Consider the following 24,883-nt stretch of genomic DNA (forward strand, 5'->3'; position numbering starts at 1 on the left):
AAATTCTGCTTTGGGCTTGGTATCGCCGTTCGCTGCTATTCACATCAGGGACTGATTGCAGTCCGAAGAGCGCGTTATCACACGCTTCGAATCAAGCCCTTCGAATAGGGCCTCAAACTGCGATTTGGTCATCGTCATCACCCCGTCACTGACGCGTGGCCATTCAAAACCTTCACCCCCGATCCGCTTATAGATCAGCACAAGACCCGCCCCGTCCCAAACTATGAGCTTCAGCCGGCCCGTGCGTGTCGAACGGAAAACAAATATGGCAACACAGCATGGATCGAGATCGAATTCATTCAGTACGATCGCCTCCAAACCACCCATACCTTTACGAAAATCGACTGGCTTGGTGGCGGCGTAGAATTTAAAGTTGCCAGCTGGTGAAATCATGAATGGCTATCCATCGCGAGTGCAATTTTGACCAAACAGTTCACCGGATAATTGGCAGGAAAGGCATGGTGCTTTCCCGGTGCGCCAGAAGATTGCGATTGTCAGTTTCTGGATCACGGCCTGGCTGCGTCTTTTCGTTAACTAGAACCTTCGAAAAAATTTGTTCTTCGTTCCGCGCGACGCTTCTGACCCGTGAAGATTTCACGCCTGACCTCCATTTGTAGACGAGGGATTGCGAAACGTTGCAATCCTCCATGATGTCACCAACAGTCAGTTCACCGAGATCAAGTTTGGTTTTGACAAACCGCTTGAAGCCGGGTGGCCAGACACGGCGTCCTCCCGCATGCACCTAAATGGTGAAACCATAGACTTAGAATGATTGCGGAACTTGCCTCGTTGCTGCCGCCTCTCGTTTTAGACAATATGCCATGGAAACAAGAGGCAGATCAGGGGCTAATTCAGGGGTCAGTTGCAACGCTTACGCTCAACGAATACATCAACGGATTCTACAATCCGGGCCGCCGACATTCAGCACTGAGCGGGAACATCCGGTCGCATATTAAGGGTTTGGGCATCCGTATTGAGAAAAAAACCGGCGCAAGCAGCGCCGGTTTTCATGGTCTCATCCTAAGAGACTGCTATCGGTGTCAGCCGAATACACGCCCCAGTGCGCCATCGACAGCATCGGTGATTTGGTCGATGTCATCCGCGGTGGCAATCAGCGCTGGTGAGAAGCACAGAGTGTTGTTCCGACCGGGGACCGAGCGGTTGGTGACGCCGATGATCACGCCCTGCGCCATACAGTCGGCCACAACGGCCTGCGCCAGTTTTTCATCGACCGGCTCACGGGACGCGCGGTCTGCGACCAGCTCAGCACCCAGGAACAGGCCCTTGCCGCGGACGTCGCCGACGACCTTGTACTTTTCCATCAGCGCCTGAAGGTTGCCCGTCATCCGGTCACCCATAGCGACACAGTTGGCCAGAAGGTTCTCATCCTCGATGATCCGCATGTTCTCGATCGCGGCCGCTGGACCGGCGGTACAGCCACCAAATGTCGAGATATCGCGGAAGTAGCCCATCGGGTCCGAGGCGTCTTCTTTGAACATGTCAAAGACTTCCTCGGTGGTCACCATGCAGGCGATGGCGGCATAGCCCGAGGCGACACCCTTGGCCATGGTCACGAAATCCGGCTTCACACCATATTGTTGATACCCGAACCAGGTACCGGTGCGGCCAACGCCACAGACGACCTCGTCAATATGCAGCAGGATGTCGTACTTCTTGCAGATCTCCTGCACACGCTGCCAATAACCCTCTGGCGCTTCGATCACGCCGCCACCGGCTGTCACGGGCTCAAGGCACAGGGCGCCAACCGTATCGGGGCCTTCGCGCAGGATCACCTCTTCGATCTGATCCGCGGCCCATTCGCCGAAATTCTCTTCGGGCGCGCCGTCCAGCTCGTGCTTGCGGTATTCCATGCAATGCGGCACGCGGATGAAACCGGGGGCGAAAGGCCCGTACTGCGCGTTGCGCTCGTCCTGACCACCTGCCGACATCGCTGCCAGGGTCGAGCCGTGATAGTCGCGGTCACGGTACAAAATCTTAGTCTTCTTGCCGCCGTATTTCTTGTGGGCAATCTGGCGAACCATCTTGAACGCCTTCTCATTCGCCTCGCTGCCCGAGTTGGTGTAATACACGCGGCTCATGCCAGGCATTTTCTCGATCAGCTTTTCGGCGAACAAAGCACCTGGGATCGAGCCCGCCGAGTTGGCGAAATAGCACAGCTTCATCAGCTGATCGTAAACCGCCTTACAGATCGATTCGCGGCCATAGCCGACATTCACAGTCCATACGCCGCCCGATACAGCGTCCAGATGCTCTTTGCCTTTTTGATCCCAGACACGCATGCCCTTACCTTCGACAATGATGCGCGGGTCGTTGGTTTCAAAGGGTTTATGCTGGATCAAGTGGTGCCAAATATGGGCGCGGTCGGCTTCGACGACGCGGGAAAGATCGTTTTCGTTGAACGTGCCGTCCATGACATGTCCTTTCAAAATTAGCGTGTGCACATCTTACAGAGGCGGTGTCGCCTCGGCTTGTATATTCGATGGCTCAGATCAGCGTGAATGGCCAGTACAAGATAGGGCCAGATCGGGTAGGTTCGTATCGCCAGTCGGGCACAGCACGGTTATTTGGCCGCCTCAGCCCGTATTTCTACGGGTTTGTCATGGGACTATGTTTGTGTTCAATTCGCGCAACTTGCGATTTGGGAGGATCCGCAGATGACAGGGGCCAACATATATGAACGCCACTTGGATCAATGTCAGGCGAATTATACGCCGCTGTCACCGCTAAGCTTTATCGAACGGACGGCGCAGGTCTACCCTGATTACCCGTCAGTTGTTTATGGCGTCCGCCGGTATTCCTGGGCCGAAACCTATACCCGTTGTCGTCGACTGGCGAGCGCTCTGGATAGGCGTGGAATAGGGCGAGGAGATACAGTTTCGATCATCGCAGCAAACATCCCCGAACTGTACGAGGCCCATTTTGGCGTTCCCATGGCCGGCGCCGTGCTGAACGCGATTAACACCCGGCTGGACGCGCCGATCATTGCCTTCATCCTGAACCATGCGGAAACCAAGGTGCTGCTGGTCGATCCGGAATTTTCTACGGTTGTGCAAGACGCACTGGAACAGGTTGATCACGATATTCTCGTCATCGATATCGAGGATCCCAGCTTTGATGGTGGCGAGAAACAGGGCAGTCTGACTTACGATGCGCTCTTGGCCGAAGGCGATCCCGAGTTCGCATGGTCCCTGCCAGCGGATGAATGGGATGCGATCACGCTGAATTATACCTCGGGCACCACAGGCAATCCAAAAGGGGTTGTGTATCATCACCGCGGTGCGGCCCTGAATGCCCAATCTGATCTGCTGGACTGGGGCATGCCCCGGCATTCAGTCTATCTGTGGACCTTGCCGATGTTCCACTGCAACGGCTGGTGTTTCCCTTGGGCCATGGCGGCAAATGCAGGGGTCTCGGTTTGCCTGCGGGCGGTTCGGGATGAGCCGATTTATGCCGCCTTCCGGGATGAGAAGGTCACGCATTTCTGCGGTGCGCCGATTGTTCTGAACATGTTGGCCAACGCGCCCGATCACCTTAAGGATTTCGATCACGAGATCAAAGTGATGACCGCAGGCGCGCCACCTCCGGCGGCTGTGGTTAAGAAGATGGAGGATATGGGGATCGAGGTTACCCATGTCTATGGCCTGACCGAGACTTATGGTCCGTCCGTGGTCTGCGCCTGGAAGGATGAATGGAACAGCAAAGAAGGCGAAGAACGCGCCGCTTTGAAGGTTCGTCAGGGTGTGCGGTATTCGGCCCTGTCCGGCCTTATGGTGGCCGACCCGGATACGTTGGAACCCGTGCCTGCGGATGGCGAGACGCTGGGTGAGATTTTCATGCAGGGCAATGTTGTCATGAAAGGTTATCTCAAAAACTCCGATGCCACGGACAAGGCGTTCCGGGGCGGTTGGTTCGCCTCGGGCGATCTTGGGGTGATGCATGCGGATGGATATGTCGCACTCAAGGACCGGTCCAAAGATATCATCATCTCAGGAGGTGAGAATATCTCATCGGTTGAGGTTGAGGATATCTTGTACAAGCACCCCGCCGTGATGGAGGCCGCCGTGGTCGCCCGCCCCGATGACAAATGGGGCGAAACACCATGCGCCTTTGTTGAACTCAAACCAGATGGGCAAGCGACAGAGGCAGAGATCATCGCGTTCTGCCGGGACAACATGGCCCATTTCAAGGTGCCTAAGACGGTGGTCTTCGGTCCTTTGCCAAAGACCTCGACCGGCAAGATTCAGAAGTTCAAGCTGAGAGATCAGGCGAAGGCATTGGGTTAAGGCTGGTCGAAGATCGACAGATCTAGATCCAGCATCTCACCCATCCAAATGGCGCGGTCGCGGTGGTCTGCTAGATGCTCGCCGGTTTCGGGATGGGTGAATATCGTCAACCCTTGCCGATTCAGCGTCAGCCAGGGAATGACCTGATCAAATGCGTCGGCTGCAAAGCCCAACTGGCAGCTCCACCTTGGATGTGGGCCTACATTGCGGGCGTGCATCCGCCCCATTGCAACTGGGAACAGGCGCACTGCTTCTTCACAGAGCTGCCGGGCGGTATCCTGCGTTTCTGCATCGAAATAGACATGGGCGTGATAGCCGATGATTTCGGGCATTAGGGCCTCCTGCATTTTGTTTTGAAGAACGTAAGGCAGGGGTCAGGCAATTCCCATTCGCATCGTCACACAGACCCTGTGCAGAGGATCAGGTGGGGGCGTGTTGATCGGGATGCGCTGCGGCAAAGGCTGGGTGTTTGGCGCAGGCGGCCTCGACGCCCAGGATACGGGGCAGGTCGGTCAGATCGACCTGATAGCGGCGGGCATTGTACATCTGTGGGATCAGGCACAGATCAGCCAGCCCTAGCTGCGGTCCAGTGCAATATGGGGTCTGTTGGAAACCGCCCAACTGGGCTTCGAACGCAAGCAGACCTGGTCGTATGAAATGGTTCATCCAGTTGCCAGGCATGCCTTCTGCATTCCCACTGAGCGCGGTTGCATGGCGTGCGACTGACAAATTGCAGACTGGGTGAAGATCAATGGCGATGGTTTGTGCCAGCGCCAGTGCTTGTGCGCGGATACCGGGTTCCGCAGGAAGCAACCCCAGACCCCGTGTCATGTCCAGATAGTCGATGATTGCCAAAGATTGCGTCAGCCGCAGCCCGTCAATCTCAAGCACAGGAACCAGCCCCTGCGGGTTGCGCCTCAGATGAGCGTCAGATTTGTGATCTCCGGCGACAAGATCGACAGACACCGCACGATAGGTGATGCCAGCCAAGTTTAACGCGATCCGCACCCGGTAGCTGGCCGACGAGCGCCAATAATCATACAGAACTACGCCACTCATCGCTGGCCTCCTGTTTACGTCAATTCTCGTTCAGCTTGGCGGCTTTTAGGGCTTCAGACAACACCTCGGCATTTCCGATATGGTTGGCTAGCACCAGTACCAGCCGCGCATTCAGCGCGTCGCTGTCGGTTTTATCCAGCCCGTCATGGGCGGCGATCAGTTCAAAATAGAAATCATCTGCATTGTCCAGATTAGGGGTGAGGATCAGTTGGGTCATCTCGCTTACTCCTTACCGGTGGCCCTGCGGATCGCCTGCCGGAATGCGTTTTCTTCGTACGTATCACGGCGGGCGGCCACGTGTTGATCGGGACGGATCAGATAAACCGCGCTGGTGGCATCCCCCAGATAGCGGCGCTTGAGCGCCAGGGTCGGATCGTCCTTAACGGACAACGCCAAGCGGGTTGCCTGAACCCCGTCTTCCTCAAGAGTGTCTGGTGCGTCGGCGTCAATCGTCAAAAGGGTAAACTTGCCCGCGAGTATCGGCAGCAGGAACGCGGCGCCGAGGGGGGCATCCGGGCACGCAGCGCCGGGACGGGTAATATCTGGCCCGTTCAGCGCATCTGCGGAATTCAACGACGAGCCCGCATAGGTACAAGGTGTGCTCAGACGGCCGGAATTCACCAGAGGGCGCGCGAATTCGTAGTGCTCGCCCAGGTCAAGAACGGCGTCGCGCAACAGGCGGGACATCTGGGATTTCGGCGTGATGAAGTCGGTCGAGCGACTGGAATAGGCAATATTCTCATCAGCGGCCTGCACCCGTTCATGGCTGTAGCTATCCAGCAAATAATCGGGCGCTTTTCCGTCGATAACCAGCTTCAGCTTCCAACACAGGTTGTCCGAATCCTGCACACCCGAATTGGCCCCACGCGCACCAAACGGGCTAACCTGATGGGCGCTGTCGCCGGCAAACAGGACCCGGCCATACCGGAATCGCTCCATCCGGCGACACTGGAAGGTATAGATCGAGACCCATTCTAAATCGAATTCGACATCTTCGCCCAGCATCTCCTTGAGGCGCGGGATCACATTCTCGGGCCGTTTTTCCCGTTCCTTGTCGATATCCCAACCCAGTTGCAGGTCAATGCGCCAAACATTGTCAGGCTGTTTGTGAAGCAGGGCGGATTGCCCCCTGTTGAACGGTGGATCAAACCAGAACCAGCGTTCGGAAGGAAAGTCAGCCTCCATCACGACATCAGCTATCAGGAAGTTATCTTCGAACACGCGCCCGTCGAAATCCAACCCGAGCATCCTGCGGGCCGGAGAGTGCGCGCCGTCACAGGCGATCAACCAGTCGGCTTCTATGTTGTAGGGGCCTTCGGGGGTCTCTACCTCAAGCGTGACATGGTCCTCATGGGTGCCGATCGCCTCGACCCTATTGCGGCCGCGAATATCGATTGGCGCGCCTTCAGCTTGGAGTGCGCGCAAGCGGTCCACAAGGATCTGTTCTAGGTGATATTGCTGCAGATTGATAAATGCCGGATTGGCATAGCCTTGTTCTGGCTGCAAATTGAATTCATAGATCTGTCTTGTGTCGAAAAAGACCTTGCCGGTATCCCAAAGAACACCTTTCCGGACCAAGGGCTCTGCGCATCCAAGCCTGTCGGCTATGTCCAGCGTGCGCTGTGAAAAACAGATGGCCCGGCTGCCAAAGCTGACCTTGTCATTTTCGTCCAGAACGACAACCTCAACGCCCTGTTGTGCCAGATCAATAGCTGTGGCCAAGCCGATTGGCCCGGCGCCGATGACGATCACCTTGTGGCGTATTGGGGCTACGGCGTCCTGATCGGGATTTCGCGCGTAGGCGTAAAGCGGTATTTCAAAGATCTTGTTCATGGGGCTCTCCCATTGCGCTGCGCTGAGGGTCCTTTCCACCAGCCGTTCAGGCTCAGTGGTCCCGATCCCAGGGTCTCACCAATCCGTCCTGCGAAAAACGATCTGGATCAAATGCGACCGTATGTCCTTAACTCTGCAAGGCTTCCCACATCTCCAGATCTCGTTGGGCGGTCCAGATGCGCGGGGTGTCGATCCCACGCGCCTCGTCATAGGCACGGGCGACGTTGAAGGGCAGGCAGTGTTCATAGATCGCGTAATCGGCGAATTTCGGGTCGCATTCGGCGCGCACCGCGTCCCATGCTTCTTTCAGGCTTCCTCCGCGCGCCGCAACCTTGGCTGCTGGACGATAGGTGCTGTCGACAAAATCCCGGGTGTTTTCGATGGCTGCATTGACCATGTCCTTGCCGACCAGGGCATCGCCACGGCCTGGCGCAATGGCGTCGACATCAAACCACTTGATCTCATCCAGTGTATCGCCCCAGTCGCCGAAATGCCCATCGCCGCAGTAGCAGGCCGAGTGATACTCGACGATGTCACCGGTAAACATCACATTCTGATCGGGTACATGGATCACGATATCGCCTGCTGTATGTGCGCGGCCCAGATGCATCAGGTCAATCCGACGTTTGCCCAGATACACCGTCATGGTGTCGCTGAACGTGGTCGTGGGCCAGGTCAGACCGGGAATGCTTTCGTGCCCTTCGAACAGGCGCGGGAAACGCTGGAACTCACTGTCCCAATCTTCCTGTCCCCGTTCCACCACCATCGCGCGGGCCATGTCTGACATCAGGATCTGCTGCGCCCCAAAGGCGCTGGCACCCAGAACACGGACGGCGTGATAATGGGTCAGCGCCACATGCGTGATCGGCTTGTCGGTGACCGAGCGCACGCATTCGATTACCTTGTTGGCCAAACGGGGCGTCGCCTGTGCCTCGACAATCATGACACTGTCATCACCGATGATGACGCCCGAATTCGGATCCCCTTCGGCGGTAAAGGCATAAAGCCCGTCTCCTACCTCGGTGAACGAGATTTTCTTTTCCGACATGTCCCCTTGGGACGCAAATGCCTTGGCCATTTCTGGTTCCTTATCGCGAGTATGGGTTTTCAAGCGCGGGCAGCACGGTTCCGGCACATTCGCCAAATCCGATCGTGTACCCTTTCCCCTTGGCCGCCCCTGTCAGGGTCAGCGTGTCGCCATCCTCGATAAAGCTGCGGCTTTCGCCGGTCTCCAGCGTTAGCGGCTCTTTCCCGCCCCAGCTGAGCTCCAGCATCGAACCGCGCTCGGGCTTTGTCGGGCCAGAGATGGTGCCGGACCCCAGCAGATCGCCGGTGTTCATCGGGCAGCCCGAGGTCGTATGATGGGCCAGTTGCTGCGCGGCGGAGTAATACATCTGACTATAGTTTGTCCGCGCAATGGTCGTCGGGGCCTTGCCGTCCGGGGCCATGGTGATCGACAGATCAATGTCATACAGCATCGGGCCGGGTTCTTTGAGGTGGGCCAGCAACTCAAAATCCCGCTCGGGCGTGTCACAGCGGAAAGGTTCCAGCGCCGCCTTGGTCACGATCCATGGGCTGATCGACGTTGCGGTTGCCTTGGCCTGAAACGGCCCAAGCGGCTGATACTCCCACGCCTGAATATCGCGGGCGGACCAGTCATTCAGAAGGACATAGCCAAAGATATTGTCGTCGGCCTCTTGCACGGAAATTGGTCCGTCAGAGGGTGTGCCCACGATGGCGCCCATCTCAAGCTCGATGTCGAAACGACGGCTGGGAAGGAAGGCCGGAAGGTCCTGATCGGGGGATTTCAACTGACCCCAGGGGCGGCGGATATCTGTTCCCGACACCACGACCGAAGACGCCCGGCCATTATACCCGATGGGAATATGCAGCCAGTTAGGGGGCAATGCATTCTCTGGTCCACGGAACATGGTGCCGACATTTTGGGCGTGGTGCCGACCGGCGTAGAAATCGGTATATTCGCTGACGGCAAAAGGCATGTGCAGCTCGGCATCTGCCTGCGCCACAAGCAAAGGCGCGACGTCCTCTTGTGCCGCGCTGCCTTCGGCCAGCAGATCCATCAGACGGTTGCGCAGGGCGGCCCAAACGGCGGGGCCTTGCTCCATCAGTGGGTTCCAGAAAGGCAGGTCGAACAGCGGTTCGTCGTCCAGAACGACCAGGCCCTCGGCCTCGGCAGCTGTGACATCAAGGATCATGTCGCCGATTGCAACACCACAATGCGGGTCTTCGCCGCCTGTCGAAAACACGCCATAAGGCAGGTTGTTCAAAGGAAAAGGGTGATCGGCAGAATTGGCCGAGCTCACCCAGGATTTCTTCAATGGCATTTTGTCTCCAAACCTCTGTCAGGGGCCAAGATTTTTCGTCGAAAAATCTGCGACCTCAATCGGTATTATTTCTTGCCCGGTGTACCGTCGAACTTTTTCTCAAGCGACGTCCAGCAGTCAATGTAATCATCCTGCAGCGGGGCCTCGGTCGCTGCAAATGATGTCAGATGCTGCGGGAACCGGGTTTCGATCATGAAGGACATCGTATTATCCAACTTATCCGGTCCAAGGTTCGAATTCGACGCGTTGTCAAAGGCATCCTGGTCAGGTCCGTGCGGCAACATCATGTTGTGCAGACTCATGCCGCCGGGAACAAAGCCCTGTGGTTTGGCGTCATACTGGCCGTAGATGTTCCCCATCAGCTCGGACATGATGTTCTTGTGGTACCACGGAGGACGGAACGTATCTTCGGCCACCATCCAGCGTTCGCGGAACAGGACAAAGTCGATATTGGCTGTGCCCGGCTGTCCAGACGGCGCGGTGAGTACGGTGAAGATCGACGGGTCAGGGTGGTCAAACAGGATCGCCCCCACCGGGCAATATGTGCGCAGGTCGTATTTGTACGGGGCATAATTGCCGTGCCAGGCGACTACATCCAGCGGGCTTTGCCCAATCTTTGTGGTGTGGAACTGCCCGCACCATTTGACGGTGACGGTCGATGGTACCTCACGGTCTTCATAGGCCGCGATAGGTGCCTTGAAATCTCGTGGGTTAGCCATGCAGTTGGCGCCGATCGGGCCGCGTCCGGGCAGTTCGAATTTTTGCCCGTAATTCTCGCAGACAAAGCCGCGGGCAGGGCCCTCAAGAACCTCAACCCGATAGACCAACCCGCGCGGCAGAATGGCGATTTCCTTGGGCTCAAGGTCGATGATCCCCAACTCGGTCGCAAAGCGCAGGCGGCCTTCTTGCGGCACCACCAGCAATTCGGAATCGGCCGAGAAGAAATAGTCATTCACCATCGATTCGGTGACCAGATAGATGTGGCTGGCCATCCCGACCTGCGTATTCACATCCCCTGCTGTGGTCATCGTGCGCATGCCTGTCAGCCATGTCAGCCCATCTTGGGTATGAGCGACGGGGTCCCAGCGATACTGGCCCAGGCTGGTAACATCTGGGTCAACACAAGGCGCCGATTTCCAATAGGGCAGGTCGATCTTATCGTAGCGATGCGAATGCTTCACCGAAGGGCGGATACGATAGCACCAGGTGCGCTCGGGTGGGTTGGCGGTAAAGGCAGTGCCGCTCAGTTGTTCGCCGTATAGCCCATAGTTGCAGCGTTGCGGGCTGTTCATGCCCTGCGGCAGCGCACCGGGTAGGGCCTCGGTTTCGAAATCATTGCCAAAGCCGGGCATATAGCCCGGATGGGTGCCAGAGGGCGTACTGGCCTGGATCATTTTATGCGGGTCTGTCGGATGGTTCATCCTTGGCTCCTGCTGTTTTCTGCTTGTGAGATAATAGTTGATTTTGTAACTAACAAGCATGACAAAGACAGAAAGTACCGAAAGAGACGGGTTTGATCTGCTGGATTTCCTGCCCTATCTGCTGAACCGGGCAGCCGAGGAAAGCGCACTGGAATTTCAGCGTGTATACAAAGACCGCTATGGGATGCTGCGCACGGAATGGAGAGTGTTGTTTCATCTGGGCAATTACGGAGAATTGAGCGCGAAAGAAATCGGTCAACGCGCCCGGATTCACAAAACCAAGATAAGCCGCGCGGTCAGCAGGCTTGAGCAGCGCCGATTTCTTGTCAGAACCGTCAGCCAGACAGATCGCCGCGTTGAACATCTTGCATTGACCACGGCCGGACGGTCGGTTTATCGCGAATTGCGCGGTATTGCGCAGCAATATGATGCTCAGCTTGCCGCAATGTTCACAGAAAACGAGGCTACCTTGTTGCGCAAAATGTTGCGAAAGCTGGCTGATATGAATTGACCTCTGGTAATTCGAACCTTTCGCTCCCAGATGGAAGCCAGAGCGGACACAGGAATGTGAAATGACAGCCCCGAACCAAAACGCGGCAAAATCAAATGATCTGATCAACTGGCTGGTGACGCGGGGCCTTGAAGGTGCCGAAAAAGAAGAATTGCTGGATGGCTATTGCACCCGTCTGATTGAACTTGGTGTGCCCCTGATGCGATTTCACGCGGCGCAATCGGCGCTGCACCCGGTATATGGCGGCACCGGATACAGCTGGTATCAAGACACCGGCGGTGACTATCAAAAATTCGAGTATTCAGAAGAGACCAGAGAAGACTGGATGAGCAGTCCTCTATATGCGATTTTACATCACGATCTTGACGGCGTCCATGAACGCATGGTCGATCAGAACGAGCCCAGCCGCTATCCATTGATCAATGAATTACGCGAAGCTGGTGCGACCGAGTATTACGCTAAAGGTGTGAATTTCGATCCGCGGTCGCAGACCTCAAAAAAAGCCGTAGATGGAGTCCTGTTGTCGTGGGCCTCGAACGCGCCGGATGGGTTTCGGGAACAGGATCTTGACCTTATCAATACGGCCCTGCCCCATTTGGGCCTGGCACTAAAGTCAGCCTCGAACGCGCGGATATCCAAAGATCTGATGCGCGTCTACTTAGGTCGGGATGCTGGACGGCGTGTTTTGTCGGGTGAAATTCGTCGCGGATCCCTACAGCAGATCGACGCCGTGATATGGAATTTCGACCTTGAGGGCTTTACCAGCCTCTCCGAGAATCTGCCCGGAATCGAGATCATCGATATGTTGAACGACTATCTGGCGGTTGCCGTTGGCGTCGTGCACGATAATGGCGGCAATATTCTGAAGTTCATGGGCGATGGACTGATGGCTATGTTCAATGTCGGCGAGATTGAAGAGGACGTGCAGGCGGCCCTGCAGGCGGTTCCCATGTTGCAGGACCGGATCGCCGAACTGAATGCGCAGCGCGAATCCGCTGGACTGCCGGTGGCCAACTTCACACTGGCCTTGCATGCGGGCGAAATTCTGTATGGCAATATCGGTTCTGAGACACGTTTGGATTTCACGGTGATCGGCCCAGCGGTGAATCAGGCCGCGCGTATCGCTGGCATGCATCGGTCTTTGGGGCAACGGATACTGATCTCGGATGACGTAGCCCGCGCGGCGCAGCCCTGCGATCAGGATCTGATCTCGGTCGGGCGCTATATGCTGCGCGGTGTGGCCGAGCCGAAAGAGCTGTTTACGGTTTATAATGTTGCCGGAACGCAATCAGGCGTTTGAGCGTCCGGTTTGAGCCCATTCTGTGAATTCGGTTTTCTCGCTGCGTGCGCTCACAGCACGAAAATCTCCACGGCCGCATCATTCTCAGCGCCGCTGCGCGGTGTGAAAACCGGCCATTCAAGCATGCCGCTGCGAGATTTACTTCCCAGATTTACAGGTTGCGGGACGAAGGGTAAATTCGCTGCGGTTGCGCCGATGTCCGTTTTACAGCAACGGCCAGAAAAATCTCGGTGAACAGCTAACTCGCATCGCATTTTGTATCCGACTAAATCAGCAGCTGAGTTCGACCTGCCAACCCGTAAATGGATGGCGTACATTGGGTCGGAGATTGCTCAATTCAAAGTTCTTCAAATCACCGAGGAAAAACCACTCCCCCGGTACAATTGTTGCGTCGCACCCCGTAATCTGCTCCGCGGCGGATTCGACATCACTTCCAGTATATGATCCGCGTTGCCTTGGGATGCCAACCAATGCCGCTGATCTGTCATCCGAAGTAGCGACCATAAATGAAAGACCATCTATTTCAGCCACTTGAGGTGCCGGATTGCTTTGAGATGCAGGAGTTTCTGACAGTGTAAAACCCTCTACTTCCGACGTGGGCGCGACATCACAAGATGCCAAAACCACCAGCGAAGCTGATAACAAAAGAGCGTTCTTCATACATTGTCCCATCGAGTCATCAAGAGTGAACTCCACCTGTTGGCGCTGGTATAGGCAAAGGGCTATTTCTATTCAAGACTACACGGCGCTACAGAATTTGATTTTGACCCAGTTCGTATGAGTCGCGGCTCCATCACTGCGTCCCTAAGTGAAAACCCTTTCACTCAAACACACACCTCGACTTTTAGTAGCAGTCATTCGCTGCACTGCAACAGCTAGGAAGGATTGGGCTCCTAGCTGCCGAATGCACCGGCAGAAATGGTGTTCTCGGCTGACTTCCGAGAGCAGGCATTCACTCCGTTTGTACGATAACTTCGTCAGCGCGGTGCTGATGTTCGGGGATGGAGGGAGGATCGGAGGGCAAATCATGCCAAGAGTCCAACTTCCCGCTGTCACTCCGAAACGAAAAGCCTGGAACAAGGGCCGGATTGTCGGCCAGAAACGGCCGCTGCTTCCGAAACAGGTTTGGGCTATCCGTGCGCGTGTCTGTTATCCAAAGCAAAACCAAGCGGCCCGTTCAGTTCGAACTCTCTGAAAACACGCGCGATACGATTGCCTCTTGGATCACGTCACCGGAAATGATCGGCTGCCGTTTCATGTTTCCCAGCCGGTTTCACGACCGCTCGCATATCTCAACACGCCAATATGGTCGACTTGTGCGAGATTGGGTGGCGGCGATCGGGCTGGAGCCCAGTGGATACGGTACCCATTCGCTGCGCCGGACCAAAGCAGCGGAGATATACCGCAAAACCGGAAATCTCAGAGCAGTTCAACTCCTGCTTGGACACACAAAGGTAGACAGCACTGTCAGATACCTTGGTGTCGAACTTAAAGATGCGCTGAGCATCGCCGAGCAGATCGACATTTGAACCACGTTAGCGGGCCGCACTTGCCGTTCGCCAATCCGGATCGGACTCACATTCGTGCCGCAGCGGTTGTTCGATTCAAGCCCGTATTGACCGATGCTGCGGCTTGTATATTTTGGTAATAAGGGCGGAGAGCTGACCTTGGCCGCGAGTGCAAAGCGAACAGTATATTACGGAGAAAGCGGACGTTCGGTCCCAAACTGCTGAAAGTAATCGTCAGACCACCCCTCGGCGGCATTCAAGGCTGTTATCATATGGTGCCCTTGCCATGTGGCTGCACCAGTCATCCTTCGTAGTAGCTCGCTTACTTTTTCTTCGTCTGGGCCTCTATCCTCAGGTTGCCCAAAGATGAAAAAGGTTCCCAGAGCATTTGGGTGAACGAACTCGCTCAACGTGTCATAGTTCTTCATCGCAGAAATCCTGCTAACAAGGTCTTGGATTTCCAGTCCTGATGACTTGACCTCGTCTAACGCGTTAAAAAAACCTTTCATTACAGGATATTTGGTCCAGAGGTATTCAACATAGGTATGGTCTAGTTTGTCGAGGTGCCTCATAGCATCCATGACGTGAACGCGCTTGGCGATGCCCCCGCCGTCGACCGGTCCGCCGAGGAACTGAGCAACTCGTCCTTCAAAAGCTTCAAGGTCGCCCTTCTGCGTCATTCGAGACACCTCATGCACAAAAAAGGCTGCCATGCCGACAGTCTCAATCTGTGCTCTCGCAAGGATGGCCGCGCTTACTACCCTATTCTCCTCAAGTAGTCGGCCAGCTGAATCGGCTAAGTTAATAAATCGCCTACAGAATGATCTTTTCATTTCCTCTATTGAAAATAGTTGGGTCCCGCGAGGATCAGATTTGAACTCGATTGGCCGATCACCCCATTCCTTTATTTCGCAGTAGATATTGTTTAGGCGCCACGACCTCAGCTCTTCCACTCCCTCGATAAATTTCTTGATTTCAATTGCGGTCATAGTTTTCTCCGTTGCGCCGCTTGTGGATTAAGTTCAGGAAACCGCTCGGCTAACCCCTTGAACTTTCCCGAGACAACGTCGAAATTCAACCAAAAGGTGAGGTTGAGCGAAGTTGTTTCACGCGAGCGAAGACAGCCTAGATGATCTGATGAGGGCTGTCTTCAAGCAGCTTCTCAACGGGCGTGGGAATTTTGAAGTCGACTCAAACAAGGGAAGAAGCACCGAGGTTTTTGGCGCGCTCTTAGAACTAAAAAACCCGCGGGCGCGGCTAAGCCGATCATTTTCAAAGGCCAAAGCTTTTAGCCCAATTGGCGAGTTTTTCTGGTATCTAGCGGGCAGTGATAGCGTCGATTTCATCAAACACTACATCCCCAATTATCCAAAACTGATAAAAGACGAAGTCACTGCAAACGGGGCCTACGGACCGCGAATTTTTGGAAAAGGGGCACTAGAAAAGCGTGACGGAGTTAGCGAGTGGGATCGGGTGATCCGTACTTTGCGTGAGCGAGAAGGCTCGCGCAACGCACTAGTACAAATTTACGCCAACTCCGATGCAAGGCCCAAGAACGGCGACAAGCCTTGCACCTGTACCATTCAATTTGCGGTTAGGAATGGGCAGTTGATGATGCACACGCATATGCGTTCCAATGACGCATTCTTCGGCCTCCCGCACGACATCTTCACATTCACTATGCTTCAAGAGGTTGCAGCTCGTGAACTTGGCTTTGGGTTGGGTAATTACACCCATTCTGTAACAAGCCTACACCTATACCATGACTGTGAGGCAACTGAGGATCGCCTAGCGAACACTTCGACATCTGGTGCCGAAGCATACTACAGAGAGGGTTTCCATGATTTCTCGCCAATGCCTGAAATGCCATCAGGAAACCCATGGCCGAGCATCGATAAGGTAAAGAGAGCGGAGCAGGAAATTCGATCTGGCAACATAGGTTTACGTTGTTCCAACTGACCTTGACGCATACTGGCGAGATTTCATTGAACTCTTCAGAATTCATAAGATGTTTGAGGAAATGAAGAAACGCGGAGATGGCCTCAGAACCGAGAGGCCCGAGCTACGTAGAGTTGTAAATATCATGAAGGATATTTCACCGACCTATCGAATCTACATCCTTGGTAGGCTCGAAAGAAAAAAATCTCCCGTTAGGGATCTATTTGAAAATTTGAGCTGAGGCGGCGGCAAATGAACGGCATCCACAAAGACAGAATAGATGAAATTCTCGCAAAGATCGGCCAGATCGAAGCGCAATTTGGTCCACTTCCGAGTATTGCGAGTGCTCAGCGGAGACGTTGCTGGGCACAACAAATCGTGTCCAGCCTACGCCGAATTTCATATACTGACTTGTTGTTGATGCGTGGCGTGAACGCGGGCAGGTGTGATCCGCATTCTGGAATTTTCGACCCAATACGAGGGGCGCTTCACTTTCAACGAGGTGGACAGTTGGACGAAGCAGTATGGATAACATTCGTCCTCACTCATTTCGGTAAACATGCGGTAGACGAATGGAAGCTCGCTGCAAATGTCTATGGATCGTTCGGCGCAGGACCAGTTTGGACATTCGCTCAATATGCTGCGAACCCGGCAGGCTTCGAAAACATGTTGGGCGTGAACTCTGCTGGCTTGGCCGACGCCAGCATTTCCGGTAGTTTTTCTAACCACCGCAAATTCCAAAGCAAAAAACCACTCGCAATAGCCAAGACGTTTCGAACATACTATGAGTGGCAAACCGAGCTCGGTGGCTTTCGCGAACGAATGATCGCGACACATGCAAGTGTGGGTCAGGAGCCGCAGGCCGCTTTCGATGCTCTCTACAAATCCATGAAGGGGGTATTTGGGTTTGGGGGTGGTCGCCTCGGCAGGTTTGACTTCCTTACGATGCTCGGCAAACTTCAGCTTGCTCCGATTACACCCGGTAGCGTCTACTTGGACAAGGCAACAGGACCGCTTGCTGGGGCACGGCTACTGTTTTTTAACAACCGAGATCACAATATCACCGGCAGAGCCTTGGAGCCGCGTGTTGATGCCTTGGACGAGATTCTCGGGGTAGGCAAGCAAGTGATCGAGGATAGCCTTTGCAACTGGCAAAAAAGCCCGAATGCCTACGTGTATTTCCGAGGTTGAGAAAGGACAGGAAGTATTGTGTTGTCGCTCCATTTGTACCGGCGCTTAAGATCGTTAAACTGGTGTGGTTGGAGCGCCCCAGATTTCTGAAGCTGCCCGACAACAATGCCCGGTGTCACCCCAGCTTTTCGCGCGATCCTACGTGCATGTGGACGAGTCGGTATGGCATTTAGCATCTCGTCTCGTAGATCAGCTGCGACAAGCGCATCTTGAGCGAAAATATCAGCTTCATCTTCGACTGCGGACACACCTAAAGGCGACGGGTCGCTGCCATCAACCGAAATGTGGTCAGTGCCATGAAGAACTACGTGCGCAGCTTCGTGAAAAAAGGTAAACCAGAAATGGTCCTCACTCAGATATCGGAAACTTAGTAAAATAATAGGGTTGCCCTTGGCCGACGTCCAAGTGGCACCGCTTGCTCGACAACCTGTCGGTGCCTTCGAACTAACAAGACCAACGCCGTGTTCGGCGCAAGCTTGCTGAAGTTTTGGAAAGAACAACTCAGGGCGCTTGAGTGCGCACAACTTCTTCAATTCAGGCAAACGGTTTTTGAAGTCGTTCGCAGAAAACCTCGCGAGAGCCAAGCTTTCGGATTGAACCTCACCGACGCGCAGCCAAGCCAAAGTTGCCATTTCATCAGTTTCAAACGCAAAAGACGTTCGAAACGCAACTTGGCCTATCCCAGATGAGTAGCGCTCATTCCAACCTTTGATGCTGTCGCACCCAAAAAAATCTAGTATGTCTTTGGATAACCGCTCACCGCGAGAGCCCTTCGGCAGCCAGCCTAGTTGCCGCAATGCTTTGGCTGGAAAAGACTGCCCCCATGTGGAAAGCGTCTCTGTTTGAGCAGAACCAGCAATGCGCTCTTTGTCGTCAAGAAATTGATTGTAACGCTCGATCCAGAACTGGCGCGATGCACCGAGTTCGTTGGATAGTGCGTCTGCAATCTCATCGCAAATTTGGGTTCTGCCGTCCATGATGCCAGAGAGCACGTCTTCTTCGAACCCTATGCGTTCGGCCAAGTCGTGCACAGACAGATTGCCTGCGGTAGCCAGTCGAGAGATCGTGTCACCCGGTGGGGAAGCCCAGTCTGGTTCAAACATTAAGTCAATATCTCCCCGCCAATCTTTAGAGCCTCTAGTTGGATTCTATGAGAATCTTTCCAAGCTTCGTCCCCAGCGCCGCGTGCAGCTATCACTGTTTTCAGCGTACAACCAGACGATACGAACCAGTCTAATTCGAAACTGTCTCCTACTCTGGTGGCCGAAATTGGAGCCATCGGTACATCCCCGGCAAAGATGGCCGCTCTAAAGTCCGCCACCAAACCAATGAAGGCTTGACCGTTTTCACTTCCGAGGTGACGGTAAGCCTTCTTGGGTTCTGTCGCTAAGTCTCTCATGAGTTTGCTCGAAAATGTCGGTTCCAAGGACCCACCATCCTAACAATTGCACAAAATAGGGCCTTGGTGGATGGGCGCCGTACCTTATCTTCCCAATGGTCATACATAGGGTAGATGCTACTTAGCCTCGCCACAAAAGTCACGCGCCAACTGCTATTTCTGACAACACCGACTTAGAAGCAAGAGAAGTTCGGCGGAGTTATGAACGTCTGTTGTTGGGAATGCAGCGGCAGCATTTGGTAGATCTATTGAATGACTGCGAAGGGCCGGACTGACCGTGCCCAGGTCGTTTATCGCATGGATGCTGCGCTGTCTCCGAGGTCCGTAGTGAGCCCAAAGTCACGAATGCTGCAACATGCATGAATGCCGGCTTTTGGTCACACAGTAGCCAAACACAAAAATTGGTTTTCAGATCGTAAGGTCTATTGTGATCTATTATGTTCTGTCCCTGCTTCATCTACCCAAAAGGAAAGGGGGTTTGCCTTCACACCATCCAACATCCTCAACACTTCTGCCTTCCATCCCGCTTTGGTCTGTAGTGCCAATTGGGACGGTGGTCGGTGGTTTGGTTCGAGGATGGCATACTCATATCTGAGCGGTTTCGTGAAGGGTAAGAAAACCACTTTGCCATTCGAGAAGTTAAGTTCACGCTCAGTCGCAACTGTCAGCGGATCTACGATGCTGCAACACTGTCCTGAACTCACAAAGGGGATTAATGGCAGAAAGTACTGGCAAGTTACCGTTGGGTTGTATTCAGCGGCAACATTTTCAAACTCCTGCCGGATTTTTCGTTGAAACGGGTGTGAAGGATGCAGGCCGCCCATTGGCGTTCTATCCAGGTCTGATAAGGCCAAGCTCTGGCGCGATGAAAGCGGATGATCGCGATCAAGGGCACAGAAGCAATCTGCCTGGATAAGCTCGGCGGAGTATTGGGGTTCTTTACCGGTTGAATGCTCGAAGTCAGCAAAGCCGAAGTCGATGTTTTGTGATCCCGCAAGCTCCATAATCTGAGGTGAGCTGCGAGTGGAAAGTGTTATGCGAATTTCGGGGTTTTCGCCAACTGACTGGCTTATGAAACGCGGGAACAAAAAGGCAGATGGACCAGGCATCGTTGCAATATTCAAGCTTCCGGCATGCCCTTTGATGAGACCTTCCATGGTGTTGGAGATCGACGCAAGGCGGTCAAGAATGCCTGTCGTTTCTGCCAAAAGATAATGCGCTTCGGGAACCGGCACCAAACGCCGTCCTTTACGTTCGAACAGCATCAGGCCCAGAGATTTTTCAAGGTTTTTCAACGCAAGACTGATTGCAGGCTGCGTGCGATTTAGTTTCTTGGCGGTTTGAGAGATGGAGCCGGTCTCCATCACCTCACGAAATACGGTTAGCTGAGTTAGGTTCATATTCTTAAACATAAGCAAAACTTTAGTTTAGTGAAATATAACAAATTTGTATTTATGAAGTTTGTCTCTACGCTTGCAGGATCGAAGTTTGGGAAAACCAAAACCGAAATTCCAACAAGGGAGATGATAATGAAATTTGTGAAATGCTTGACTGGTCTTGCATTGGCGGGCGCGCTGGCAGCCCCCGCGCTGGCGCAGGACCCAACGTTCTTCCGTATTGGCACCGGTGGCGCTGGCGGAACCTATTTCCCCATCGGTGGCACCATCGCAAACGGAATCTCCGCCCCTCCGGGATCGCGCCCGTGTGAAGAAGGCGGCCAGTGCGGTGTTCCGGGCCTGATCGCGATCGCGCAATCCACCACCGCTTCGGTCTTCAACAATGCCGCCGTGCAGAACGGAGAACTTGAGGCCGGGCTGGCTGCAGCCGACGTCACCCGTTCGATGTATCTGGGTGAAGGAAAGTTCGAAGGCAAACCCCATCCAAAACTGCGCATCGTCGCCAATCTGTTCCCCGAAGACCTGCATCTGGTGCTTCCGGCCGGCTCGACGATTAACGATCTGAGTGATCTGGAAGGCAAGCGCGTTGGTATTGCGCAGGCTGGTTCCGGCACGCAGGTTGCCGTTTTGCAGATGCTGGATGCTTGGGGCGTTAACCGTGACAACATGGATGAGGCCGAGCTTAACAACAGCCAGAGCGCCGAGCGGCTGGCCGATGGTCAGCTTGATGCCTATTTCTATGCCGCAGGCTGGCCGGTTGCAGCGATGGTGCAGCTGTCTTCGACCAAAGGTATGAACCTGCACTCGTTCAGCGATGAGGATCTGGCCAAAATCAATGAGATCATTCCGGCTTATATCCCTTCGGCCATCCCTGGCGGCGTCTATGAAGGTATTGATGCGGATACGAAGACCCCCGCGGTAAGCGCGATGCTGGTTGTATCCTCGGACCTGTCCGATGATCTGGTCTATCAGATGACCAAAGCTCTTTGGAATGACAACACTCGCAAGCTGCTGGACAACGGTCATGCCAAGGGTAAGCAGATCACACCAGATACGGCGTTGGACGGCGTCGAGGCGCTGGGTGTTCCGCTGCATCCGGGTGCCGAGAAGTTCTACAAAGAAGCCGGGCTTCTTCAGTAACTCTGTCTCACGAAACTTAAATGTCCGGTGCTCAGATCTGAGCACCGGGTACTCAAAATACGCGCAATCAGGGGGCCATCATGTCCGTGACACAAAAGCTTGATGACCACGAGCTGACAGCCGAGGAACTGGCTGCAATCGAAGAACAATTCGACGAAGGCGCCGCCGTCCGGCAGGTAACTCCGACAACCGGAATTGTTCTGCGCGTCGTCGCCCTGATCTTTGCATTCTACGAATTTTTCACAGCCGGGTTTGGCCTGCCTGCCGATCACTGGCACATGGGCATTTATCTGGCCCTGTTGTTCATTCTGGTCTACGCGACAATCCCGATTATCGGGGCCAAAAGCCTGTATGCGCTTAAAGTAAGCCGGTTTCGCATAGGCAACATCCCACTATACGACTTGGTCTTCATGGTGCTGGGGATCATCGCAGCGCTGTATGTTGGCGTCGCCTGGCGCGGCATTCCTTTTCTGGGTATCGAGGAACAGACGTTTCGCATGGGTAACCCCAATAGCTATGACGTGATCTTGGGCGTTATCATTATCCTGCTTGTGCTGGACATCGCGCGCCGCACCTTGGGTTGGGTGCTGCCCCTGATCATCTGTGTGTTTATCTCATATGCCCTGCTGGGGCCGTATTTTCCCGGATTGCTGCAACATCCCGGCGTGAACTTCAAAACCTTCGTGTCGTCGATGTATTTCCCGCAGGAAGGCATCTATGGCGTCACCCTTTGGGTTGTTTCGACCATCGTGTTTCATTTTGTGCTGTTTGGCGTGATCGCGCAGCGTACGGGGCTGGGGCAGCTGTTCATCGACAATGCAACTATTTTGGCGGGCCGTTATACCGGCGGTCCGGCAAAAGTGTCGGTGGTATCCTCGGCCTTCTTCGGCACGATCTCGGGTTCTTCGGTGGCCAACACCGTTTCGACCGGCGCGCTGACCATTCCCAACATGAAGCGTCTAGGATACCCCGGCCACTTTGCGGGCGGCGTCGAAGCAGCATCTTCTGCTGGTGGTCAGATCACTCCGCCGATCATGGGGGCCGCCGCCTTTATCATGGCCGAGTTCCTCGAGGTTCCATATACCACGATCGTGATTGCAGCGATCTTTCCAGCCCTTCTGCACTATGTTGGCGTCTTTGCCGTGGTGCACCTGATGGCGCGCAAGCTGAACTTGAAAGGTCTGACCAAAGAGCAACTGCCGCAGCTCAAAGCCGTCTGGGCCGAAGGCTGGGCCAATATAGTGCCGCTGATCGGATTGTTAGTGGTCTTGTTCACTGGATATACGCCCTTCATGTCGGCCTTTTGTGGAATCTCGCTTGCCGTGATCGCTGGCATGTCGCGACTGAAGCACCCACCGACACTGATTTACGCAGCAGCGTTTCTGGCCTTTGTGTTGTGGAAATTCTCAGATGGTGGCTTTGACCTGACCATGACGGCAATCCTGTGCGGTTTGACAGTCGTCGCGACGCTGAACCCGCAGAAACGCATCGAAGTGCCCGAGATGCTGCAAGCGGTCGAGTTGGGCGTTAAATACTCGCTGGCCGTTGGCGCCGCCGCTGCTGCGGTCGGTATCGTGGTAGGCGTGATCAACACCACTGGCATCGGGTTCCGCATCGGTTTCATGGTTACACAGGGCGCAGGCAACCTGGCATCGGATCTGTACAACATGATCTCGTTCGGCAGCTTCCAGTTCTTTGCGATGGAAGACTTACAATTGTTCATCTCACTGGTGTTCATCGCCGTCGTCTGTATCTTGATGGGCGCGGGCATTCCGACCACCGCGCTGTATATCATGCTGGTGTCAGTGGCGCAGCCTGCGCTGGCGCAACTGGGTGTTCCACCCATCGCCAGCCACCTTTTCGTACTCTACTATGGTGTGGTGTCCGAAATTACACCACCGGTCTGTACTTCAGCCTATGCCGCGGCTGCCATTGCGAACTCGAACCCGTTCCGAACTGGTCTTTCTGCCTTCACCCTTGGTTTGGGCAAAGTGATAGCGCCTATGGCCTTTGTTTATGCGCCGGTGCTGCTATTCGTGTCCTCAACCGGGTTTAACCTGTGGGAGTTCACCTATACCGCGACCAGTTGCATCGCCGGGGTTATTGCCCTGTCGGCGGCTGTGGTTGGGTATTGGTTGAGTCCGCTGAATATCGCATCGCGCGTTCTGTTAGCCATCGCTGGGATTATCTTTGTCGCGCCCAGCCTGACTGCTGATCTGATCGCGCTGGCCGTGGCTTCACCTGTCATCGTCACCCAACTGATCGCCCGCAACCGCAGTCACTCACCGGCGTGAAACCATGACAGAACAAGTGACCATTATCGGCGCAGGGATCGTCGGCATTTGTTGCGCTTTGTCGCTACAAGAGCGCGGCATTCCGGTTCGGCTGATTGACCGCGGTCAACCGGGGCAGGAAACTTCTTTCGGGAACGCAGGTGTAGTGTCGCCGTGGTCAATCATTCCGCAAGCGATGCCGGGCATATGGAAATCACTGCCCCAGATGCTACTGGATCCTAAAAGCGCGCTTTCGGTCAGAACCAGTTTCTGGCCGAAAATGATCCCCTGGGGGCTGCGGTTTTTGGGAAACTCTGGCGAAAGATCAGTGCGCGAAATCTCGGACGCGATGGAGCTTTTGTGCCGCCCTTCTATCGACCTGTATCGTCGCCATCTCCAAGGCACCGGGCACGAAAACCTGATCACTGACAGCTACTATATTCACGCTTTTCGCCACCGGAAGCAGGCTGATCTGAATGGGCTTGGATATCTGATCCGTCAGGAAAAAGGAGGCGATCTGGAGCTTGTCGATGGTGCCGAGTTGCGCGGCCTGGAACCTGCACTGTCAGAAGAATTCAAAGCCGCGATCGTGATCAAAGGTCAGGCACGCGTAACCTCACCAGGACGTCTGGGGGCAGTTCTGGCTGAAAAAGCACGCATGCAAGGGGCCGAGATCGTACAAACCGAAGTCTCCAAGTTGATCCAGACCCAAGATGGAAGTTGGCAGATTACAACATCACAGGATACGCTGCACGCCCCCAGGCTTATACTTGCGGCTGGGGTGTGGTCCGCCGACCTGCTGAAACCGTTTGGGTTGCCAGTGCCCCTTGTTGCCGAGCGCGGCTACCACGTTGAATTCCCGAACCGTTCAGTCCAATTGAACAACTCGGTCATGGATGTGGACGCAAAGGTCGTCGCAAGCTCGATGCTGGGCGGCCTGAGAGTCGCCGGCACGGCCGAATTTGGCAGCGTCGATGCGCCCGCTGATCCGCGCAAGAAAGAAATCCTGACCGAACAGGCAAAGGCGATGTTGCCAGACCTCGAAACAAGCGAGGCACGATTCTGGATGGGTCGACGGCCATCATTTCCGGACAGTTTGCCTGCTATCGGGCCGATCAACGGCTCAGACGGGCTGTATGCCGCGTTCGGACATTCACATTACGGGCTAATGATGGCCCCGAAAACCGGTGAGCTTGTGGCGGATCTTGTATCCGGTCGCAGCCCGAACGTCGATATGGCGCCGTTTTCGTTGGCTAGGTTTTGA

General features: G+C 54.8%; 21 protein-coding genes and 1 pseudogene. 9 read left to right on the plus strand and 13 right to left on the minus strand.

Annotated elements, in window-relative coordinates:
• Positions 1 to 39 precede the first annotated feature (39 nt).
• Positions 40 to 393: an IS66 family insertion sequence element accessory protein TnpB gene (tnpB, locus tag AC2FH0_RS17540; protein WP_496692091.1), complete on the minus strand. Its 354-nt coding sequence runs from the start codon at positions 391 to 393 to the stop codon at positions 40 to 42.
• A 647-nt stretch (positions 394 to 1,040) separates the two neighbouring features.
• Positions 1,041 to 2,432 carry an aminotransferase family protein gene (locus tag AC2FH0_RS17545; protein ID WP_496709575.1) on the minus strand — a complete coding sequence of 464 codons (1,392 nt, stop codon included), beginning with the start codon at positions 2,430 to 2,432 and terminating at the stop codon, positions 1,041 to 1,043.
• 243 nt (positions 2,433 to 2,675) lie between these two features.
• On the opposite strand from AC2FH0_RS17545, the gene AC2FH0_RS17550 reads away from it, so the two are divergent.
• The gene (locus tag AC2FH0_RS17550; RefSeq protein ID WP_282022212.1) at positions 2,676 to 4,304 is read left to right on the plus strand and encodes an acyl-CoA synthetase; all 1,629 of its coding nucleotides are present in this window, start codon (positions 2,676 to 2,678) and stop codon (positions 4,302 to 4,304) included.
• Here the strand turns inward: AC2FH0_RS17550 and AC2FH0_RS17555 are convergent.
• The 7 genes from AC2FH0_RS17555 to hmgA all read right to left on the minus strand — a co-directional run bounded on the left by AC2FH0_RS17555 (position 4,301) and on the right by hmgA (position 10,962).
• Complete coding sequence (locus AC2FH0_RS17555) at positions 4,301 to 4,651, minus strand: DOPA 4,5-dioxygenase family protein (RefSeq protein ID WP_496789976.1); 351 nt, start codon at positions 4,649 to 4,651, stop codon at positions 4,301 to 4,303. The two genes, AC2FH0_RS17550 and AC2FH0_RS17555, sit on opposite strands and share 4 nt — an antisense overlap.
• A gap of 73 nt (positions 4,652 to 4,724) precedes the next feature.
• Positions 4,725 to 5,363, minus strand: coding sequence for a maleylacetoacetate isomerase (gene maiA, locus AC2FH0_RS17560; protein WP_282022213.1), 639 nt, complete (start codon positions 5,361 to 5,363; stop codon positions 4,725 to 4,727).
• Between the two features lie 19 nt (positions 5,364 to 5,382).
• Positions 5,383 to 5,580, minus strand: coding sequence for a DUF2783 domain-containing protein (locus AC2FH0_RS17565; protein WP_142639098.1), 198 nt, complete (start codon positions 5,578 to 5,580; stop codon positions 5,383 to 5,385).
• A 5-nt stretch (positions 5,581 to 5,585) separates the two neighbouring features.
• On the minus strand, positions 5,586 to 7,196 hold the full coding sequence (locus tag AC2FH0_RS17570) for an FAD-dependent oxidoreductase (protein WP_496789977.1): 1,611 nt from the start codon (positions 7,194 to 7,196) through the stop codon (positions 5,586 to 5,588).
• 127 nt (positions 7,197 to 7,323) lie between these two features.
• Positions 7,324 to 8,274: an MBL fold metallo-hydrolase gene (locus tag AC2FH0_RS17575; RefSeq protein WP_496702843.1), complete on the minus strand. Its 951-nt coding sequence runs from the start codon at positions 8,272 to 8,274 to the stop codon at positions 7,324 to 7,326.
• 10 nt (positions 8,275 to 8,284) lie between these two features.
• Positions 8,285 to 9,541 (minus strand): fumarylacetoacetase, encoded by a 1,257-nt coding sequence (gene fahA, locus AC2FH0_RS17580; RefSeq protein ID WP_282022216.1) that lies wholly within the window; start codon positions 9,539 to 9,541, stop codon positions 8,285 to 8,287.
• Between the two features lie 65 nt (positions 9,542 to 9,606).
• Complete coding sequence (hmgA, locus tag AC2FH0_RS17585) at positions 9,607 to 10,962, minus strand: homogentisate 1,2-dioxygenase (RefSeq protein WP_496709576.1); 1,356 nt, start codon at positions 10,960 to 10,962, stop codon at positions 9,607 to 9,609.
• A gap of 58 nt (positions 10,963 to 11,020) precedes the next feature.
• On the opposite strand from hmgA, the gene AC2FH0_RS17590 reads away from it, so the two are divergent.
• Positions 11,021 to 11,473, plus strand: coding sequence for a MarR family winged helix-turn-helix transcriptional regulator (locus AC2FH0_RS17590; protein WP_142639108.1), 453 nt, complete (start codon positions 11,021 to 11,023; stop codon positions 11,471 to 11,473).
• Positions 11,474 to 11,534: 61 nt separating this feature from the next.
• Positions 11,535 to 12,773, plus strand: a complete 1,239-nt coding sequence (locus AC2FH0_RS17595) for an adenylate/guanylate cyclase domain-containing protein (protein ID WP_282022217.1) — start codon at positions 11,535 to 11,537, stop codon at positions 12,771 to 12,773.
• A 270-nt stretch (positions 12,774 to 13,043) separates the two neighbouring features.
• Here the strand turns inward: AC2FH0_RS17595 and AC2FH0_RS17600 are convergent, their stop codons facing one another.
• Positions 13,044 to 13,433, minus strand: coding sequence for a hypothetical protein (locus tag AC2FH0_RS17600; RefSeq protein WP_496692096.1), 390 nt, complete (start codon positions 13,431 to 13,433; stop codon positions 13,044 to 13,046).
• Between the two features lie 367 nt (positions 13,434 to 13,800).
• On the opposite strand from AC2FH0_RS17600, the pseudogene AC2FH0_RS17605 reads away from it, so the two are divergent.
• A pseudogene (locus tag AC2FH0_RS17605) lies at positions 13,801 to 14,302 on the plus strand (tyrosine-type recombinase/integrase).
• Positions 14,303 to 14,469: 167 nt separating this feature from the next.
• Here the strand turns inward: AC2FH0_RS17605 and AC2FH0_RS17610 are convergent.
• On the minus strand, positions 14,470 to 15,270 hold the full coding sequence (locus AC2FH0_RS17610) for a hypothetical protein (RefSeq protein ID WP_496709577.1): 801 nt from the start codon (positions 15,268 to 15,270) through the stop codon (positions 14,470 to 14,472).
• 148 nt (positions 15,271 to 15,418) lie between these two features.
• Here AC2FH0_RS17610 and AC2FH0_RS17615 point away from each other — a divergent pair, with 148 nt between their 5' ends.
• Both AC2FH0_RS17615 and AC2FH0_RS17620 read left to right on the plus strand, forming a co-directional pair.
• Positions 15,419 to 16,240, plus strand: coding sequence for a thymidylate synthase (locus AC2FH0_RS17615; protein ID WP_496789978.1), 822 nt, complete (start codon positions 15,419 to 15,421; stop codon positions 16,238 to 16,240).
• A 231-nt stretch (positions 16,241 to 16,471) separates the two neighbouring features.
• A complete protein-coding gene (locus AC2FH0_RS17620) occupies positions 16,472 to 17,410 on the plus strand; it encodes an alpha-glutamyl/putrescinyl thymine pyrophosphorylase clade 3 protein (protein WP_496709579.1) in 939 nt (312 codons plus the stop codon).
• Here the strand turns inward: AC2FH0_RS17620 and AC2FH0_RS17625 are convergent.
• Together AC2FH0_RS17625 and AC2FH0_RS17630 are read right to left on the minus strand one after the other, a co-directional pair.
• A complete protein-coding gene (locus AC2FH0_RS17625; RefSeq protein WP_496709580.1) occupies positions 17,389 to 18,513 on the minus strand; it encodes an ImmA/IrrE family metallo-endopeptidase in 1,125 nt (374 codons plus the stop codon). The two genes, AC2FH0_RS17620 and AC2FH0_RS17625, sit on opposite strands and share 22 nt — an antisense overlap.
• Positions 18,514 to 19,231: 718 nt before the next feature.
• Positions 19,232 to 20,209 carry a LysR family transcriptional regulator gene (locus AC2FH0_RS17630; protein WP_496697300.1) on the minus strand — a complete coding sequence of 326 codons (978 nt, stop codon included), beginning with the start codon at positions 20,207 to 20,209 and terminating at the stop codon, positions 19,232 to 19,234.
• 129 nt (positions 20,210 to 20,338) lie between these two features.
• On the opposite strand from AC2FH0_RS17630, the gene AC2FH0_RS17635 reads away from it, so the two are divergent.
• From AC2FH0_RS17635 to AC2FH0_RS17645, 3 genes are all read left to right on the plus strand, one after another.
• The gene (locus AC2FH0_RS17635) at positions 20,339 to 21,346 is read left to right on the plus strand and encodes a TAXI family TRAP transporter solute-binding subunit (protein WP_496709582.1); all 1,008 of its coding nucleotides are present in this window, start codon (positions 20,339 to 20,341) and stop codon (positions 21,344 to 21,346) included.
• Positions 21,347 to 21,426: 80 nt separating this feature from the next.
• On the plus strand, positions 21,427 to 23,640 hold the full coding sequence (locus tag AC2FH0_RS17640; RefSeq protein ID WP_496789980.1) for a TRAP transporter permease: 2,214 nt from the start codon (positions 21,427 to 21,429) through the stop codon (positions 23,638 to 23,640).
• Positions 23,641 to 23,644: 4 nt separating this feature from the next.
• Positions 23,645 to 24,883: an NAD(P)/FAD-dependent oxidoreductase gene (locus tag AC2FH0_RS17645; RefSeq protein ID WP_496789981.1), complete on the plus strand. Its 1,239-nt coding sequence runs from the start codon at positions 23,645 to 23,647 to the stop codon at positions 24,881 to 24,883.

It is taken from the genome of Ruegeria sp. CDSC051, assembly GCF_059610665.1.

What these genes read in the sequence shown, in the direction of transcription:
- AC2FH0_RS17550 (WP_282022212.1), top strand. Translation starts at nt 2,676, where the DNA reads ATGACAGGGGCCAACATATATGAACGCCACTTGGATCAATGTCAGGCG.
- AC2FH0_RS17620 (WP_496709579.1), top strand. Translation starts at nt 16,472, where the DNA reads ATGAACGGCATCCACAAAGACAGAATAGATGAAATTCTCGCAAAGATC.
- AC2FH0_RS17630 (WP_496697300.1), bottom strand. Translation starts at nt 20,209, where the DNA reads ATGAACCTAACTCAGCTAACCGTATTTCGTGAGGTGATGGAGACCGGC.
- AC2FH0_RS17590 (WP_142639108.1), top strand. Translation starts at nt 11,021, where the DNA reads ATGACAAAGACAGAAAGTACCGAAAGAGACGGGTTTGATCTGCTGGAT.
- AC2FH0_RS17595 (WP_282022217.1), top strand. Translation starts at nt 11,535, where the DNA reads ATGACAGCCCCGAACCAAAACGCGGCAAAATCAAATGATCTGATCAAC.
- AC2FH0_RS17625 (WP_496709580.1), bottom strand. Translation starts at nt 18,513, where the DNA reads ATGTTTGAACCAGACTGGGCTTCCCCACCGGGTGACACGATCTCTCGA.
- AC2FH0_RS17555 (WP_496789976.1), bottom strand. Translation starts at nt 4,651, where the DNA reads ATGCAGGAGGCCCTAATGCCCGAAATCATCGGCTATCACGCCCATGTC.
- maiA (WP_282022213.1), bottom strand. Translation starts at nt 5,363, where the DNA reads ATGAGTGGCGTAGTTCTGTATGATTATTGGCGCTCGTCGGCCAGCTAC.
- AC2FH0_RS17575 (WP_496702843.1), bottom strand. Translation starts at nt 8,274, where the DNA reads ATGGCCAAGGCATTTGCGTCCCAAGGGGACATGTCGGAAAAGAAAATC.
- AC2FH0_RS17545 (WP_496709575.1), bottom strand. Translation starts at nt 2,432, where the DNA reads ATGGACGGCACGTTCAACGAAAACGATCTTTCCCGCGTCGTCGAAGCC.
- AC2FH0_RS17635 (WP_496709582.1), top strand. Translation starts at nt 20,339, where the DNA reads ATGAAATTTGTGAAATGCTTGACTGGTCTTGCATTGGCGGGCGCGCTG.
- AC2FH0_RS17570 (WP_496789977.1), bottom strand. Translation starts at nt 7,196, where the DNA reads ATGAACAAGATCTTTGAAATACCGCTTTACGCCTACGCGCGAAATCCC.
- tnpB (WP_496692091.1), bottom strand. Translation starts at nt 393, where the DNA reads ATGATTTCACCAGCTGGCAACTTTAAATTCTACGCCGCCACCAAGCCA.
- AC2FH0_RS17645 (WP_496789981.1), top strand. Translation starts at nt 23,645, where the DNA reads ATGACAGAACAAGTGACCATTATCGGCGCAGGGATCGTCGGCATTTGT.
- AC2FH0_RS17600 (WP_496692096.1), bottom strand. Translation starts at nt 13,433, where the DNA reads ATGAAGAACGCTCTTTTGTTATCAGCTTCGCTGGTGGTTTTGGCATCT.
- fahA (WP_282022216.1), bottom strand. Translation starts at nt 9,541, where the DNA reads ATGCCATTGAAGAAATCCTGGGTGAGCTCGGCCAATTCTGCCGATCAC.
- AC2FH0_RS17615 (WP_496789978.1), top strand. Translation starts at nt 15,419, where the DNA reads ATGAGGGCTGTCTTCAAGCAGCTTCTCAACGGGCGTGGGAATTTTGAA.
- AC2FH0_RS17565 (WP_142639098.1), bottom strand. Translation starts at nt 5,580, where the DNA reads ATGACCCAACTGATCCTCACCCCTAATCTGGACAATGCAGATGATTTC.
- AC2FH0_RS17640 (WP_496789980.1), top strand. Translation starts at nt 21,427, where the DNA reads ATGTCCGTGACACAAAAGCTTGATGACCACGAGCTGACAGCCGAGGAA.
- hmgA (WP_496709576.1), bottom strand. Translation starts at nt 10,962, where the DNA reads ATGAACCATCCGACAGACCCGCATAAAATGATCCAGGCCAGTACGCCC.
- AC2FH0_RS17610 (WP_496709577.1), bottom strand. Translation starts at nt 15,270, where the DNA reads ATGACCGCAATTGAAATCAAGAAATTTATCGAGGGAGTGGAAGAGCTG.